This is a genomic window from Mesorhizobium sp. MC2-1-1, assembly GCF_057597255.1.
Genome location: NZ_CP195205.1, coordinates 5,705,712 through 5,720,216, shown reverse-complemented (window position 1 = coordinate 5,720,216; position 14,505 = coordinate 5,705,712). Strand labels below are relative to the sequence as shown.

The following is a 14,505-nucleotide window of genomic DNA, read 5'->3' as shown; positions in this document are numbered from 1 at the left end:
CCGCCTCCTACCTTGCCAGCACGACGCCGGCGTCGGGCCGGAAGGAAACCCAGGCGCGGTCGTTCCAGGTCAGCGGATCCTCGGTGACGCGCGAGGCGTTCAACGCGCTCGCCCGTACGATCTGACCGTCGTCGAGCTTGATGTGATAGACGGTCATGTCGCCGAGATAGGCGACGTCATAGACCTCGCCTTCCAGCGCGTTGACGGCATCGGCCGGCTTCTTCGAGGAAACCTTGATCTTCTCCGGCCGGATCGCGAAGACGATATCGGAACCGGCAGCGGCGCTGCCGCCATTGTCGACGAAGATCTGTGCTCCCGTCGCGCCGGTGATACGCGTGGTGCTTGCCGTACGCTCGGCAACCTTGCCCTCGAACATGTTCACATTGCCGACGAAATGCGCCACGAAGCGCGACGTCGGCAACTCGTAGATCTCGGCGGGCGTGGCGACCTGCATCACCTCGCCCTTGTCCATGATGGCGATGCGGTCAGCCATGGTCATGGCCTCTTCCTGGTCGTGGGTGACGACAACGAAGGTGAGGCCGAGTTCCTGCTGCAGGTCCATCAGTTCGAACTGCGTCTCTTCGCGCAGCTTCTTGTCGAGCGCGCCGAGCGGCTCGTCGAGCAGCAGGACCTTGGGCCGCTTGGCGACCGAGCGCGCCAGCGCCACGCGCTGGCGCTGCCCGCCCGAGAGCTGATGCGGCTTGCGCTTGGCGAACTGCTCGAGCTTGACCAGCTTCAGCATCTCGGCGACGCGTTTTTCGATGTCGGGTGCCGGCATGCCTTCCTGTTTGAGGCCGAAGGCGATGTTCTTCTCCACCGTCATATGCGGAAACAGCGCGTAGGACTGGAACATCATGTTGACCGGCCGCTTGTAGGGCGGAATGCCGCGCAGGTCCTGCCCGTCGAGAAGGATGCGGCCGGCCGACGGTTCCTCGAAGCCGGCGAGCATCCTGAGAAGGGTTGACTTGCCGCAACCGGACGCGCCCAGCAGCGCGAAGAACTCGCGCTCGAAGATGGTGAGCGACAGATTGTTGACGGCTGTGAAGTCGCCGAACTTTTTCGTGACCTTGTCGAACTGGATGTATGGCTTGGCGTTCGGGTCATTCCATGGCGCGAAATCCCTGCGGATGCTGCCAAGCGACTTCATGATCCCCACTCCGTTACTTTCTTGAATTTCCCCAAAAAGAAAGCGACCCCGGCAGTTGTCTGCCGGGGTCGTGTCTCGATGCTTACTGGCCGGTGACGATCTTGGTCCAGGTGCGCGTGATGATACGCTGTGTCTTGGGATCGTATGGCAGGACGGTATAAAGCTTCTTGGTCGTCTCTTCGTCCGGATAGACCGACGTGTCTTCCAGCAAGGTCTTGTCGACGAATTGCTGCGAAGCCTTGTTGCCGTTGGCGTAGAGCACGTAGTTCGACGATTTGGCGATGACCTCCGGCGTCATCATGTAGTTGATGAACTCGAGCGCCTCGGCGACATGTGGCGCATCGGCCGGGATTGCCATCTGATCGAACCACATCTGGGCGCCTTCCTTCGGCACCGAATAGCCGATCTCGACGCCCTGCTTGGCTTCCTGGGCGCGATTGCGCGCCTGGAAGACGTCACCCGACCAGCCGACCGCCAGGCAGATATCGCCGTTGGCCAGAGCATTGATGTATTCCGACGAGTGGAACTTGCGGATATAGGGCCTGACCTTGAGCAGCGCTTCCTCGGCCTTGGCGATGTCGTCGGGCGATGTGCTGTTCGGGTCGAGGCCGAGATATTTCAGCGCCGCCGGAATGATGTCGGCCGGCGAATCCAGCACATAGACGCCGCAATCCTTCAGCTTGGCCAGGCTTTCCGGGTTGAAGAACACGTCCCAGCTGTCGATCTTGTCGGTGCCGAGCGCCGCCTGCACCTTCTTGACGTTATAGCCGAGGCCGACGGTGCCCCACATGTAGTTGACCGAATATTCGTTGCCCGGATCGTACTTGGCGGTGCGCTCGGTAATGACGTCCCACATGTTGGAAATGTTGGGCAGCTTCGACTTGTCGAGCTTCTGGAACACGCCGGCCTGGATCTGGCGCGACAGGAAGTTGGCGCTCGGCACGACGACGTCATAGCCGCTGCCGCCGGCAAGCAGCTTGGTCTCCAGGATCTCGTTGGAATCGAAGGTGTCGTAGACCACCTTGATGCCGGTCTTCTTGGTGAAGTCGTCGATGATCGAGCTGTCGATATAGTCCGACCAGTTGTAGACATTGACGACGCGGTCCTCGGCATGGCCGCTTAGTGTGAACAGTGTCAGAAATGCCGATGTCGCCGAAAGCCATAGAGCTTTGCGGATCATGATGTTCTCCTTTGGTGAGTGTTCCCTCGCCGGCTCGTCGCGACATGGCGGGGCGGCGTTGGTTTCAGACTATTGAGCTTTCCGGAGAGCGACAAGCGTGAACCGTCCACGCCAGGCTCGATCACGGCATCAAGGTTCGAGACGTTCCAACCTCCCCGGCCGGACACCCGGGCGGCGTCAGCGGTATCCACCGCGGCGTATCGAGAGCTATGACGATGCTTTCCGGTCCCGAGCGGGCCGGCGGAGACACTTGGCAAGATACGCCTGTCTTGTTGTTGCCGTGTTCGCAGCCTGCCCGCCCGGCAACTGCGTTGTCAATGGGGAAGGCTGACTATCGTTCTAAAGCGTATGGCGCCGAAACGGATTCAGGCGACGCGCTTTAGGACTTTGTCTTTCTTGATGCATGTCGTTGTCCCACAACCGCTGCACACTTCTGGGCGACATGCTTTGTCTTGATGCATGTCGTTGTCCCAGAACCGCTGCACACTTCTGGGCCACATGCATTAGTCAATTGGGTGACGGAAGGCCTGTGACGCCGGGGCGCGTCGGTCGCCTCTGACGCTTGAACTCCAGGCCGATATGGACGAGCAGCGCCGTGACCACCACCGCGCCGCCTATGATGGTACGCACCGACGGCACCTCGGAATGGACGAGCCAGACCCAGATCGGTCCAAGGATCGGCTCGAAAGTGCCAAGCAGCGCCGCGATCGCCGCCGGCACCAGCCGGGCACCCATGGCAAAGAACGCGAGGCCGACGCCCAGATTGATGACGCCGAAGGCGAAAAGGAAACCCATATCCCATCCCGAGACCGCGAACGCCGATGCCTGGGATGCGGCGAAGGCGCCGGCGAGCAGCGCCGCAAGGCAATTGGCCGGCACCATGCGTACATGGGCAAAGCGCCGGGTTATCACGGTCGCCAGCGAGAACATCACCGCGATCAGCAGCGCCAGGCCGTCGCCGATCGGCGAGACGGCGCCGTCCAGGGATTCGGAGACCATGATGGCGACGCCGGTGATGACCGCGGCGATCGCGACCCAGGTGGCTAGGCCGACCTTTTCGCGAAAGAGGAGCCAGGCAAGGAGCGCCGCAAGCAGCGGCACGCCCGCCTGCATCAGGAGGATGTTGGCGACCGTGGTGTAAGCAAGCGCCACCACGAAGCTGGTCGACGCCGTGGCGAAGCAGAAGGCGACGCCCAGGCCGGGCAGGCCCATATGCCGAAAGAGTTTAAGGGTGCCGCGCCAACCGTCGCGCCAGAGCATGAACGCGATGAGAAAGGCCACGGCCCAGAGCGAGCGCCAGAACACCACGGTCCAGCTGTCGCCGACATGGATGAAACGGGCGATGGTGCCGCCGAAGCTCCACATGAGCGCCGAGAGGAAGACCAGGAGCATGCCGACCCGCTCCTCGCGCGGCGAGACGACTGGCAGGGTGGCGGGGGGCGAGGCGGTATCGGTCATGGACACGGCGGTCAGCGAGTTGCGTTCGACACGATGCACCAAGGACAACAGGGATTCTGTGTCTCAAACGACGGGACTGTATCTCAATCGCGTAGCGCAAAGTAGAAAGCCGTGCGTGATCCAGCATTCGCTCAACTGTAGGACAACCTCGCTGCGGTTTACGTTGACGCAGCCAGACCCACACCGATGCCTGCTCAGGCGACATGTCATCGCTGAAAATCGAAGGCACTGAGACCCGTCACCATCTCGTCGAGGCCGAGTGGGCGCGTCACCGGCGGCTCGGCGCGCGCCAGGCAGCCGGCGCGCTCGCATAGCCGGCAGGCGGGGCCCACCGGCGTGGCGAAGCCTTGCCCGGACTTGCCGGCGGCGCCGGCCGGCAGCGCCGCGCCATAGACGATCTCGTCGCGAAAGCCGATGTCGCAGCCGAGCAGCAGCGCGGTGCGACGCGGCCGCTCTGAGAAGGCGCCCTGCGGGCCTTCCAGCGTGCGGGCAATGCAGAGGAACTCGGCGCCGTCGGGCATTTCAACCGCCTCGACCAGGATCTGACCTGGCTGCGAGAAGGCCGCATGAACGGGAAGCTTGGGACAGCCGCCACCGAAGCGGCTCTGCGGATAGCCCTGGCTGCCGGCCTTGCGGAAGCGGTTACCCGCGTTGTCGAGCTCCAGCATGAAGAAGGGCACGCCGGACGCGCCTTGCCGCTGCAGCATGGTCAGACGGTTGGCCGCCTGTTCGAAAGAGACGCCGAAGCGGGAACGAAGGACATCGATGTCGTAACGGGCGCGCAGGGCGGCGGCATGGAAAGCCTGATAGGGCATCATCAGCGCGTGCGCGGCATAGCGGCCGAGTTCGAAGCGGGCGAGCCGGCGCGCCTCGTCGGTGTCGAGCTTCAACGCCTGAATCTCGCCCGCGACGGCCACCGACATGCGCATCAGGCTCGCTTCCATGGCGACCTCGCGCAACTGGTCGAAAGGCGACAGCCGCTCGGACAGGAACAGGCGCTGTGAATGGCGGTCGTAGCGGCGGCGCCAGTTGGGCATGGTGGCGACCGACAGCACCTTGACGACGATGCCGTGCTCGCGCCTCAGCCAGGCCTTCAGCGCGCCGAACAGATCATCGCCCGGCTCGAGCACCGACGTGAAAGCCTCCGCCTCCTCTTCCAGCGATGCAAAATGGTTCGGCCGGCGCTCGAACACTTCGTGGACTTCATCGGCAGGCAGGCGCTTGCCGGACAGAGCCGTTGCCCTCCCCTCCCTTGCCAGTAGCTGGTTGAGATCGGAAAGACGCTCGGCCTGCTCGCGATAGGCGCGATAGAGTTTCACCATCGCCCCCGAGGCATTCGGCGCCGTCTCGGCGAGGTCTATCAGTTCCTGATCGCCCGGCAGTTCGCCGGCAAGAAGCGGATCGCTGAACGCTTCGCGCAAGGCCGCGATCGAGCCTTTTGTCTCTCCCTGCAGTTCATGCGGGTCGACCTTGTAGGCGGAAGCAAGCTTGAGAATGAGCTGCACCGTCAGCGGCCGCTGGTTGCGCTCGATCAGGTTGAGATAGGAGGGCGAGATGCCCAATCCCTCGGCCATTGCCGTCTGAGTCAAGCCTCTGGCGTTGCGCAGCCGGCGCAGCCGCGGCCCTGCAAAGATCTTCTGGTCGGCCATCCCTGCCATCCTTGACAAGAATTTACATAGATATCGGACGCGGCGCCCGCTACGCCGCTTTTACAATCATGACAAATTTACAGAGCCGAGCTGTCAATGGCAACACAGCTTTTCCTTTATTTTTCGGCCAAGACTGCGCTTTTTCTAGATGCGTTTCGCACTGCAATGTAAATGAAGTCATACGCAGACGTCGCGAGATATACCCTTGAGACGCAGCGCTGAGGCAGTATCAAACGATCCGGAGTTACCAATGACCGATTTTTACAACCTCGTCCCCTCCGCGCCGGAAGGCCGTTTCGACGGCATCGAGCGCCCTTACTCGCCCGAGGATGTGAAGCGGCTGCGCGGTTCCGTGCAAATTCGCCAGACGCTGGCCGAGATGGGCGCGAACCGGCTGTGGAAGCTCATCCACGAGGAGGATTTCGTCAACGCGCTCGGCGCGATGTCCGGCAACCAGGCCATGCAGCAGGTTCGCGCCGGGCTGAAGGCGATCTATCTCTCGGGCTGGCAGGTGGCCGCCGACGCCAACACCGCCTCGGCCATGTATCCGGACCAGTCGCTCTATCCGGCCAACGCGGCGCCGGAGCTCGTCAAGCGCATCAACCGCACCTTGCAGCGCGCCGACCAGATCGAGACATCCGAGGGCAACGGGCTTTCGGTCGACACCTGGTTCGCGCCGATTGTCGCCGACGCGGAAGCCGGTTTCGGCGGCCCGCTCAACGCCTTCGAGATCATGAAGGCCTTCATCGAGGCCGGTGCCGCGGGCGTCCACTATGAGGACCAGCTGGCTTCGGAGAAGAAGTGCGGCCATCTCGGCGGCAAGGTGCTGATCCCCACCGCTGCGCATATCCGCAACCTCAACGCGGCGCGCCTGGCGGCCGACGTGATGGGCACGCCGACGCTGGTCGTGGCGCGCACGGACGCGGAAGCGGCGAAGCTGCTCACCTCCGATATCGACGAGCGCGACCGGCCTTTTGTCGACTATGAGGCAGGCCGCACGGTGGAGGGCTTCTACAATGTGCGCAACGGCATCGAGCCCTGCATCGCGCGCGCCATTGCCTATGCGCCGCATGCCGACCTGATCTGGTGCGAAACCTCGAAGCCGGACCTGGCGCAGGCCAGGAAGTTCGCGGAGGGCGTGCACAAACATCACCCGGGCAAGCTGCTCGCCTACAATTGCTCGCCCTCGTTCAACTGGAAGAAGAATCTCGACGACGCGACGATCGCGAAGTTCCAGAAGGAGCTCGGCGCGATGGGCTACAAGTTCCAGTTCATCACGCTCGCCGGTTTCCACCAGCTGAACTTCGGCATGTTCGAACTGGCTCGCGGCTACAAGGACCGCCAGATGGCGGCCTATTCGGAACTGCAGCAGGCCGAGTTCGCGGCGGAAGCCAACGGCTACACCGCGACCAAGCATCAGCGCGAGGTCGGCACCGGCTATTTCGACGCCGTGTCGATGGCGATCACCGGCGGCCAGTCTTCGACCACGGCCATGCATGAATCGACCGAGCACGCGCAGTTCAGGCCGGCGGCCGAGTAACGGATAACAACCAGAGGAAACGCCCGCAGGGCATTGATCAAGGAGAAGACCAATGGCATCGATAAGCCGCGTCAAGGAAAGGGCAGAAGAGCAATCGAGCGCGATGAGTGTGGACCAGCAGGCGACGATCCGCATGCTTGCCAACGACCTGCACAGGCTCAATCAGTCGGTCATGAAGGCGGTCGAGGCCGGTGTTTCGGTGGAGCTGGTGCGCTCGGCCAGGCACCATGGCGGCGACGGCAACTGGGGCGACCTTTTGATCCCGGTCATCGTTACCCACCAGAGCCATACCTGACGCAGCGTCAACAGTCTCGGCGAATGTCTCCCGCGCGCTATACGCTCGGGAGACTATCGTATTTTTCAATTTGCCTGCATCAGGGAGAGACACGACTTGCGCTGAATTCCGGAATTTCTTGCTATATATTCCATTCCGACCATTTCAGCTTGACACCGGCCGCGATCTCAACCAATTCTGCCTCAGGTTTCAACCCTGCATTGAACCGGAGTGCCTGCGCCAATGTGTCCCGCCGATCGCAGCGATTCCGGAAAACACCCGAGCCCGGCGGTCCGCTCCGGCGCGATGGCGGCGGATTTTTCCAAGGTGCTCGTCGTGGGCAAATCGTCGATCAACCGGGTCGTGGTGTCGAAGATCGTCGAGAAATCGGGATTGAGGCCGATCTCGGAGCCGCCCGAGGCGGCCGAGAAGACGCTGGCCGGGCATATGCCCTGCGCCGTCATTCTCGATGGCGGACCGGACAACAAGGATTGCGACCGACTTATGGCGTCAATCGATGCCCTGCGGCGCGCCTCGGGCAAACCGCTACCCGCGGTCATCCTGCTCTCAACCAGGAATGGCACACCTGAAAGCCTCGGCCTGTCGAGCTTGGTCGATGCGGTGGTGGCCAAGCCGATCACGCCCGAGAGACTGCAACCGGTGGTCGATCGACTGATCGGCCGCAGTTAGGCTGGACGGCGCTCAGCCGGCCTTTGCGATAGCCTCGACAAGGCTCGGCAACTCGCCGAGGTCGGCAATCTGGCGAAAACGCGGCGCCGCGACCGGCGCCTCGGCGTGCTCGACCGCCCAGGTCAATTCATGCGGGACATGGATGCCCCAACCGCCCGCGTCGATGGCCGGAACCACGTCCGATTTCAGCGAATTGCCGACCATCATGCTCTTGCGCGGCCCGTCGCCGTGGCGGCTGAAAATACGGGCATAGGTGGCGGCGCTCTTGTCGCTCACGATCTCGACGGCATCGAAGAGATCGCCCATTCCCGACTGCGCGAGCTTGCGCTCCTGGTCGAAGAGGTCGCCCTTCGTGATCAACACCAGACGGTAGGAGCCGGCCAGCTTTTCGACCGTCTCGCGCGCATGCGGCAGCGGCTCGATGGGATGGCTGAGCATCTCTCGGCCCGCAGCCAGGATTTCGCCGATGACCGAACCAGGCACGTCACCGTCGGTGATCGCGATGGCTGTCTCGATCATCGACAGGGTAAAGCCCTTGATACCGAATCCGTAGAAGGCGAGATTGCGCCGCTCCGCCTCGAGAAGCCTTGCCGCGATCTGCTCATGGTCGCCATGCCCGGCCAACAGGGCGGCAAAGCGCTTCTCGGTCATGCGGAAGAACTGCTCGTTCTGCCATAGCGTGTCGTCGGCATCGAAGCCTATTGTGGTCAGAGCGGACATAGCGACGTCATCCTCCTCGCTAACTCGTGGTGTAGACGCGTTCACCGGTCACTGCTAGCAAGAGATCGGCAAAGCGCGGGGGTGCATGCTGGATTCGTGGAAAGGCGAGTTGGAGCGTTTCGTCGCGGGCGCCCGTCAGCGCACGCCGACCGAGCTGATAAACGGCATTCGCGATATCGGCCTCGCCATGGGCCATGAAGCGGGCGAAGCGCTGCTTGACAACCATCCGGAGCTGTTCTCCTACCGGCCGATGCTCACGCGCGCCTTCATCGAAATGGTCCATGCGCAGGACGCCGCTGAGATCAGGCAGATGCTGGATGTGAAGCAGCCGACTTCTTTCGGACAGATAGCCGCGGAAAAAACAACGATCGGCGTCATGTCCTCGAAAGACGCCTATAAACGCCTCGACGAGGTCTTCGAACACGTCGATTTCAGCCGATGCAGGCGCGCGGTGATGGTCGGCTGCGGCGGCCGACCGTTCACCATGCTTCGCATCCACGATCAGACGACGGTTCCCGAGATAATCGGCCTGGACATCGTGCCGGAAGCGGTCGAGACAGCGAACATTGTCGCCGCCAAGCTTGGCTACACGCGCTGCCACGCCGAATTCCGCGACGGGCGCGACTACGACTATCGCGGCGCGCAGGTAGTCTATGTCGCCAGCATGGTTTCGCCCAAGACAGGCGTCGTGTCGCGCATCGCGGATACGGCTCCGCCCGACCTCCAGCTCGTTCTGTGGGAACCGTACTCGCTGGCCCGCTTGTGGTCCGAGCGGGCGGAAGAGACACTTGATCCGAGGCTTGAGGTCGTCGGTCGCACCCGCGTGTCGCGCAACATGACACGCGATGTGTTTGTCCGCTTCCGGCCCGACGCCGCCGCCATGCGCGCAAGTGAAGGCTGATGGCGACGACCACGGCCGATCGCGCGATCCTGGCCGCGACAACGGCCTGGTGCCTCCTTCGCCATCCATTGATCTGGAAAAGAACCTACGATCACAGCGGCGTCTTTCCCGATCCAGCGCGACCGACTTCGTATGTCGACAAGTTCCTGTGGCGCAAGATCTTCGATCACAATCCTCTTTACGCGACGGCATGCGACAAGCTTGCGGCGAAGGAATATGCCCTGTCGACATGCCCGGAACTCAAGACAGCGAAAGTTCTGTGGAGCGGGCGCGACGCGACACGAATACCGCCGGCGCTGCTGGCCGGCAATGTCGTGGTGAAAGCCAATCATGGCTGCCGTTGGAACATGATGATCCGCAACGGCGACATGGACATGGCGAAGCTTTCGAGGCGAACAGCGCGGTGGATGCGCCGTCGCTACGGCAGGAAATTCGGCGAGTGGGCCTACAAAGGCGCGAGGCGGCTCATCTTCGTCGAGGAGATGCTCATTCAGGACGAGGTGCCGGTTCCGCTAGAGTACAAGTTCCACGTATCGAACGGAAAGACGGCTTATGTCTACGCCGCAAGACGCGACGGACAGGGCAGCGAGCTGAAAAGTCATTTCGATCGTGATGGGAACCATGCACCGGTGCCGCCGGGGAGCGGCAGCCAATGGGTAAAGATCGATCTGCCGCCATCGTTCCCGAAGATGCGCGAGATCGCGGAACGACTGACGGCGCCGTTCGACCACATGCGGTGCGACTTCTACGAGATTGATGGCGAAATCTTCTTCTCCGAGTTCTCCGTCTATCCATTGTCGGGAAAAGGGATCATCAACACCAGGCTGCGCGACCTGGCCGGCGACACCTGGGACCTACGCCAGTCCTGGTTCCTGTCGACGCCACAACGCGGCTGGCGCAAATTCTATGCGGCGGCGCTGTTGCGCTGGCTCGACGCGACCGACAGTCAACGGCCGTAGGCCCCGTGCCCCTAGGATATGGACAGGCCAACCATCCGGCGCCTCCCCTTCCCTTCCCCCATGGCGCCCGGCTATACTTCGAAATCCGCAAACACAATCTGGTGAATGATGCCGCCTGAAAAAAAGGAAGTCCGTCCGTCAAGCCGGGGGGGACGCGCCCGCACGCCTGCCTTCCTGAAGAATGAACGCGGTGTGAAGAACTGGAAGGAAGCCAGCGCCTGGCTCGAATGGCGCGGCATCGAGGACATCGAATGCATCACGCCTGACCAGGCGGGCGTCGCCCGCGGCAAGATGATGCCGTCGAAGAAATTCACCTCCAACACGTCGCTGGCGCTGCCTTCGGCCGTGTTCATGACGACGATCTCAGGCGGCTATCCGGAAGACGGCAACGGCTTCCACTATCCGGAGGATGACGGCGACCTGAAGCTGCTCCCGGACTTGTCCACGCTCACCGTCGTACCTTGGGAAGAAGATCCGACGGCGGCGGTGATCTGCGATCTCGTGCACCAGGACGGCCGTTCTGTCGAGTTCACGCCGCGCAACGTCTTGAAGCGGGTGCTCGCCGCTTATGACGAGCGCGGGCTGAAGCCGGTCGTGGCGCCGGAAATCGAATTCTATCTGGTGCGCAAGAACCCCGATCCAGACTATCCGCTGACGCCGCCGGTCGGGCGCTCAGGCCGGCCGATCGGCGGCGGCGCCGGCTATTCGATCGCCGGCGTCAACGAGTTCGACGAGTTGATCGACGACATTTACCATTTCTCCGAAAGGCAGGGCCTGGAGATCGACACGCTGATCCATGAGGAAGGCGCCGGCCAGCTCGAGATCAACCTGCGCCACGGCAACCCGATCGAGCTCGCCGACCAGGTGTTCATGTTCAAGCGCACCATCCGCGAGGCGGCACTGAAGCACGAGATCTACGCCACCTTCATGGCCAAGCCGATCCAGGGACAGCCGGGCTCGGCCATGCACATCCACCAATCCGTGGTCGACAAGAAGACCGGCAAGAACATCTTCTCGGCCGAGGACGGCTCCGAGACCGACGCTTTCTTCCACTTCATAGGCGGCATGCAGAAGCATGTGCCGAACGCGCTGGTGATGTTCGCGCCTTACGTCAATTCCTACCGCCGCCTGACGCAGCAGGCCTCGGCTCCGGTCAACAACAAATGGGGCTATGACAACCGCACCACCGCGTTCCGTGTGCCGCGCTCGGACCCGGCGGCGAGACGCGTCGAAAACCGCATCCCCTCCTCGGACGCCAACCCCTATCTTGCGCTGGCGGGGTCGCTTGCGTGCGGCTTGATCGGTATGACGGGGAAGATCAAAGCCGAACCGCCGGTGCTGACCACGGCCAATGCCGACGAGATCGACCTGCCCCGCAGCCTGCTGGAAGCGGTCGATCTTTTCGAGGCCGACGAGGAACTCTGCACTCTCCTCGGCAAGTCGTTCGCCGCCACCTACGCGGCGATCAAGCGGGCCGAGTTCGAGACATTCATGGAAGTGATCAGCCCGTGGGAGCGGGAGTATTTGTTGCTGAACGTCTGATCGATAATGCCATACCAATCTCCGATTTCGCCTGGGCGGTCCTGGTACGAGGACACAGTTGGGCCGCGTCCCGAATATCCCTCGCTTGACGGCGATCGCCAGTGCGACGTTGTAATCGTCGGCGGCGGCTTTACCGGCCTGTCGGCGGCAACGCATCTGGCAAAGGCCGGCGCGAATGTGGTGCTGATCGAGTCCTATCGCTTCGGAGACGGAGCATCGGGGCGCAATGGCGGCCAGCTCGGCACCGGCCAGCGCGCCTGGGCCGAGGAGTTGGAGGCCGAATATGGCCTTACCCGCGCCAGGGCGCTGTTCGACATGGCCGAGGAGGCAAAGGCGCATCTGTTCGACTTCGCCGCCACCAACGCGATCGACATCGACTATATGCCGGGCCAGCTTTCGGTGGCGCACAAGAAGCGTTACGTCGACGACTACAAGCGCCACGCCGAGATCATGGCCGGCCGCTTCGGCTATCCGCATGTCAGCTTCATGGACGTGGCGGAAACAGCGGAACGGTTGGGCTCGACACGCTACTTCGGGGGAACCCGCGACATCGGCACCGGGCACATCCACCCGCTGAAGCTGGTGATCGGCACAGCGAGAGTCGCGACGGAAGCCGGCGCGCATCTCTTCGAGCGGACGCCGTCCACCGGGATCGTTTCAGGCCGCGGCAAGGTGAAGGTCACGACGCGCAATGGCACGATCACAGCCGACAAATGCCTGATCGCTGTCAATGCCTATGGCGGCAAGCTCGAGCCGGTGAGCGCGTCGCATATCATGCCGATCGGCTCTTTCATCGGCGCGACCGCACCGCTCGGCGCTACTTCCAAAGTCCTGCCGGGCGGCGAGTCCGTCGACGATTCCCGCTTCGTGGTGCGCTATTTCCGCAAATCGAAAGACGGCCGGCTGCTGTTCGGCGGTCGCGAGGTCTATGCCGTCAATGATCCGAAGGACATCCATATCCACATCCGCAAGCAGATCGCCGAACTCTACCCCGACCTGAAGGACGTCGAAATCACGCATGGATGGGGCGGCTATGTCGGCATCACTGTGCCGAGAAAGCCGTTTGTGCGCGAAGTGATGCCGAATGTGATCTCGATAGGTGGCTATTCCGGCCACGGCGTCATGCTGTCGAACTTCTTCGGCAAGCTCTATGCCGAGACCGTGACCGGCAATCGCAACCGCCTGAAACTGATCGAGGACCTGAAGATCCCGCCCTTCCCGGGCGGCCGCCGCTTTCGTGCGCCGCTGTTGTTTCTGGCGCTCAGCTGGTTCGCGCTTCGCGACAGGATCTGAAGGCTCGCAGCCTGCCGCAACCATCGATCCGAAGCAGGTGGCTTGCGCGCGGCAGGTTGCGGAAGCCTTAACGGGCGCGCGGAATTTCGCAAAATGGCTCACTCATGCCATAATCACCAGCGAAGGATGCCATTCTGGGCGGCAATCCGGGGACTTTCGCGGACCTGTCCGCAGTGATTTCGGGACCGATGCCGATCGATGCCAGGCCTATCGGCAAAGATCGAAAGAACGTCGGCCCGCTAGTTGGAGGTGGTTTGAGTGAACGAGCCCTTCAGTTTCGGCACGCCGGAACGGCAGCGCTTTACAATGCAGTTCGGATATGACGTACGGCCGTCCTTCTGGCAGAAGGTGCAGTCGAACGCGCATCTGGTCATTGCGGCGGTGGGCACCGCCGCGCTGCTCGGCGTGGCCGCGGTGGCGCTATGGCTGTCCATTCCGGGCAGCGGCCGGCAAGTGGCCGCGGCCAGTGCCGAGAGGAGCGTTCCAACAAATTCGGTGAAGACCACGAAGATCGCGCCAGCAGCGGCGCCGGTCAGCGTGGCGACGGCACCGCGGGCCGCCCGCAAGGCCGACGCGGTCTCGCTTGCGACGGCGGCTCAGGAAGCCAGCATCCCGGCGCTGGCGTCGAGCAGCCCGCGCTGGACGGCGTCCGATTCCAAGCCCCTGCCGGACAAGGTCGGAGACCAATCGGCTCCATCCGAGCAGGCCGCGGAGCCCAGCGCCGCGCAGCCAGCCGATACGGCCTTCGCCGAGCCCGCTGCCGAGAGCGACGCTTCAGACGCGCTGTCCCAGGTCGCCGCGCCTGCGGGCGAAACGCCGGCGGACGCGAAGACACCGGGCGACAAGATGGATGGCGCCCAAACCGCCGCCATTCCCGAAGCCAAGCCGCAGGTTCCCGACGCCGACCCGGCAGGGACGGACAACGCCAAGCCGAAACCTCAGAAAGTCGGCGCGGCCGCCAACGGACGCATTTTGAGGCCTGTCACCATGCGCTCCGGGCCGAAGAAGGGTGCATCCGTGATCACGACGGTTCCGGCCAAGGCATCAGTGCAGGTGGTGAATTGCAAGCAATGGTGCGAGATCGTCTACAACGGCAAGCACGGCTGGGTCTACAAAAGCTACGTCAAGACCGGCGTGTAAGGCCGGTCGATC

The 14,505-nt window shown here is 62.8% G+C and carries 13 protein-coding genes; 8 read left to right on the top strand and 5 right to left on the bottom strand.

Annotated features, from left to right (window positions below; all coding sequences use genetic code 11):
• Positions 1-7 precede the first annotated feature (7 nt).
• The 4 genes from ACR64R_RS28105 to ACR64R_RS28090 all read right to left on the bottom strand — a co-directional run bounded on the left by ACR64R_RS28105 (position 8) and on the right by ACR64R_RS28090 (position 5,434).
• Positions 8-1,147 (bottom strand): ABC transporter ATP-binding protein, encoded by a 1,140-nt coding sequence (locus ACR64R_RS28105; protein WP_487359475.1) that lies wholly within the window; start codon positions 1,145-1,147, stop codon positions 8-10.
• Between the two features lie 82 nt (positions 1,148-1,229).
• The gene (locus ACR64R_RS28100) at positions 1,230-2,327 is read right to left on the bottom strand and encodes a polyamine ABC transporter substrate-binding protein (protein ID WP_487359474.1); all 1,098 of its coding nucleotides are present in this window, start codon (positions 2,325-2,327) and stop codon (positions 1,230-1,232) included.
• A gap of 507 nt (positions 2,328-2,834) precedes the next feature.
• Positions 2,835-3,785 carry a DMT family transporter gene (locus tag ACR64R_RS28095; RefSeq protein ID WP_487362567.1) on the bottom strand — a complete coding sequence of 317 codons (951 nt, stop codon included), beginning with the start codon at positions 3,783-3,785 and terminating at the stop codon, positions 2,835-2,837.
• A 206-nt stretch (positions 3,786-3,991) separates the two neighbouring features.
• Entirely contained in the window at positions 3,992-5,434 is a 1,443-nt protein-coding gene (locus ACR64R_RS28090; RefSeq protein WP_487359473.1) for a helix-turn-helix domain-containing protein, read from the bottom strand.
• A gap of 250 nt (positions 5,435-5,684) precedes the next feature.
• Here ACR64R_RS28090 and aceA point away from each other — a divergent pair, with 250 nt between their 5' ends.
• The 3 genes from aceA (at position 5,685) to ACR64R_RS28075 (ending at position 7,938) form a co-directional block, all read left to right on the top strand.
• Positions 5,685-6,974: an isocitrate lyase gene (gene aceA, locus ACR64R_RS28085; RefSeq protein WP_487359472.1), complete on the top strand. Its 1,290-nt coding sequence runs from the start codon at positions 5,685-5,687 to the stop codon at positions 6,972-6,974.
• 52 nt (positions 6,975-7,026) lie between these two features.
• Positions 7,027-7,269 (top strand): SMc00767 family acetate metabolism repressor, encoded by a 243-nt coding sequence (locus ACR64R_RS28080; protein WP_042640947.1) that lies wholly within the window; start codon positions 7,027-7,029, stop codon positions 7,267-7,269.
• A 285-nt stretch (positions 7,270-7,554) separates the two neighbouring features.
• Positions 7,555-7,938, top strand: coding sequence for a response regulator (locus tag ACR64R_RS28075; protein WP_487362566.1), 384 nt, complete (start codon positions 7,555-7,557; stop codon positions 7,936-7,938).
• A gap of 12 nt (positions 7,939-7,950) precedes the next feature.
• Here ACR64R_RS28075 and ACR64R_RS28070 read toward each other — a convergent pair whose 3' ends face one another.
• Positions 7,951-8,658, bottom strand: a complete 708-nt coding sequence (locus ACR64R_RS28070; protein ID WP_487359471.1) for an HAD family hydrolase — start codon at positions 8,656-8,658, stop codon at positions 7,951-7,953.
• Between the two features lie 85 nt (positions 8,659-8,743).
• On the opposite strand from ACR64R_RS28070, the gene ACR64R_RS28065 reads away from it, so the two are divergent.
• The 5 genes from ACR64R_RS28065 to ACR64R_RS28045 all read left to right on the top strand — a co-directional run bounded on the left by ACR64R_RS28065 (position 8,744) and on the right by ACR64R_RS28045 (position 14,493).
• Positions 8,744-9,559 (top strand): hypothetical protein, encoded by an 816-nt coding sequence (locus ACR64R_RS28065; protein WP_487359470.1) that lies wholly within the window; start codon positions 8,744-8,746, stop codon positions 9,557-9,559.
• Entirely contained in the window at positions 9,559-10,518 is a 960-nt protein-coding gene (locus ACR64R_RS28060; protein ID WP_487359469.1) for an ATP-grasp fold amidoligase family protein, read from the top strand. The genes ACR64R_RS28065 and ACR64R_RS28060 overlap by 1 nt, the downstream gene beginning before the upstream one ends.
• A 105-nt stretch (positions 10,519-10,623) precedes the next feature.
• Positions 10,624-12,060 (top strand): glutamine synthetase family protein, encoded by a 1,437-nt coding sequence (locus ACR64R_RS28055; RefSeq protein WP_487359468.1) that lies wholly within the window; start codon positions 10,624-10,626, stop codon positions 12,058-12,060.
• A gap of 6 nt (positions 12,061-12,066) precedes the next feature.
• Positions 12,067-13,353 carry an NAD(P)/FAD-dependent oxidoreductase gene (locus ACR64R_RS28050; protein WP_487359467.1) on the top strand — a complete coding sequence of 429 codons (1,287 nt, stop codon included), beginning with the start codon at positions 12,067-12,069 and terminating at the stop codon, positions 13,351-13,353.
• A 258-nt stretch (positions 13,354-13,611) separates the two neighbouring features.
• Positions 13,612-14,493, top strand: coding sequence for an SH3 domain-containing protein (locus ACR64R_RS28045; RefSeq protein WP_487359466.1), 882 nt, complete (start codon positions 13,612-13,614; stop codon positions 14,491-14,493).
• The last annotated feature ends 12 nt before the right edge of the window (positions 14,494-14,505 follow it).

Coding starts and splice junctions, on each gene's coding strand:
- ACR64R_RS28105 (WP_487359475.1), bottom strand. CDS start 1,147: ATGAAGTCGCTTGGCAGCATCCGCAGGGATTTCGCGCCATGGAATGAC.
- ACR64R_RS28100 (WP_487359474.1), bottom strand. CDS start 2,327: ATGATCCGCAAAGCTCTATGGCTTTCGGCGACATCGGCATTTCTGACA.
- ACR64R_RS28095 (WP_487362567.1), bottom strand. CDS start 3,785: ATGACCGATACCGCCTCGCCCCCCGCCACCCTGCCAGTCGTCTCGCCG.
- ACR64R_RS28090 (WP_487359473.1), bottom strand. CDS start 5,434: ATGGCCGACCAGAAGATCTTTGCAGGGCCGCGGCTGCGCCGGCTGCGC.
- aceA (WP_487359472.1), top strand. CDS start 5,685: ATGACCGATTTTTACAACCTCGTCCCCTCCGCGCCGGAAGGCCGTTTC.
- ACR64R_RS28080 (WP_042640947.1), top strand. CDS start 7,027: ATGGCATCGATAAGCCGCGTCAAGGAAAGGGCAGAAGAGCAATCGAGC.
- ACR64R_RS28075 (WP_487362566.1), top strand. CDS start 7,555: ATGGCGGCGGATTTTTCCAAGGTGCTCGTCGTGGGCAAATCGTCGATC.
- ACR64R_RS28070 (WP_487359471.1), bottom strand. CDS start 8,658: ATGTCCGCTCTGACCACAATAGGCTTCGATGCCGACGACACGCTATGG.
- ACR64R_RS28065 (WP_487359470.1), top strand. CDS start 8,744: ATGCTGGATTCGTGGAAAGGCGAGTTGGAGCGTTTCGTCGCGGGCGCC.
- ACR64R_RS28060 (WP_487359469.1), top strand. CDS start 9,559: ATGGCGACGACCACGGCCGATCGCGCGATCCTGGCCGCGACAACGGCC.
- ACR64R_RS28055 (WP_487359468.1), top strand. CDS start 10,624: ATGATGCCGCCTGAAAAAAAGGAAGTCCGTCCGTCAAGCCGGGGGGGA.
- ACR64R_RS28050 (WP_487359467.1), top strand. CDS start 12,067: ATGCCATACCAATCTCCGATTTCGCCTGGGCGGTCCTGGTACGAGGAC.